The organism is Maribellus luteus, assembly GCF_003576475.1.
Classification (GTDB): Bacteria; Bacteroidota; Bacteroidia; order Bacteroidales; family Prolixibacteraceae; genus Draconibacterium; species Draconibacterium luteum.
Map to the genome: position 1 here is coordinate 1 of NZ_QWGR01000057.1, position 887 is coordinate 887.

Genomic DNA, 887 nt, shown 5'->3' on the forward strand with positions numbered 1-887 from the left:
GAGCCGTATGATGGGAGACTATCACGTACGGTTCTGTGAGAGGTTTAGGGGTGTGATTCCCCTTTACCTACTCGACTTTATATTTTAGTGCCATCTATATTCTGTTTCTGATAGTGGGTCAATATTGCAAAAACTACTAAATTTTTTATGCTTATTCTCATCCCACCAATTAGAATAGGCTTGTCTTATCGTATTGTAAATTTCACTGTCATGGTCAGTAAACCACTCTATTGGTTCTGATTTTGTCTGAACAAAAGGATTTTGAGAAGCAAACCCGAAAACACGTTTGTTATCCGTAGCGGCTAACCGTATAGATTCAATTGTCCATAGAACGAGAACACTTAATTTGTAGTCCGGATTTGGTTCGGCATATGATGAAATTGGATTAGATGGAAATTTATTAACTACACTGAAATCATTAGTGTATTGCAAAAGTGCAGGAATATCGTCGGAAGAAAACTCTGGTAGTTTAAAAGAATCATATTGATTTGCTTTCAACAATTCTATGTATGTTTCAACATCAGGATTATTAATTTCTTCTGTGTCATCCTTACTACAACTTAAGAGTCCAGCAAAGAATCCAATCAAGATTAAAATTTTTATGGTTTTCATGATTTAGTTTTTAAATTATTTGTCATAAACTATGATGATTTAGATATCATTCTGGTTGCGTTTTCAAGCTTGGGCATAACGGTTGGTACATGTTGTCGGGGCGGATATCGGAGAGCGTTCCTGTCCGAAGGACACGGAACTGTGATGCGAGAATCCGCAGTTGGCGTACCACCAAACCCCGCCCTGCAATATGTACCGTGTGCCTGTTGCACAACTCACCAGGTTTTGTTAACAAATTTAGCATAATCCCGGAGAGTAAGCAGTTATCTTTCATT

Annotated in this window: 1 protein-coding gene; it reads right to left on the reverse strand. The window is 37.8% G+C overall.

What is annotated here, in order from left to right; genetic code table 11:
* Nucleotides 1-84: 84 nt before the first annotated feature.
* Nucleotides 85-612 (reverse strand): DUF4943 family protein, encoded by a 528-nt coding sequence (locus D1614_RS23690; protein ID WP_119440467.1) that lies wholly within the window; start codon nt 610-612, stop codon nt 85-87.
* Nucleotides 613-887 lie beyond the last annotated feature (275 nt).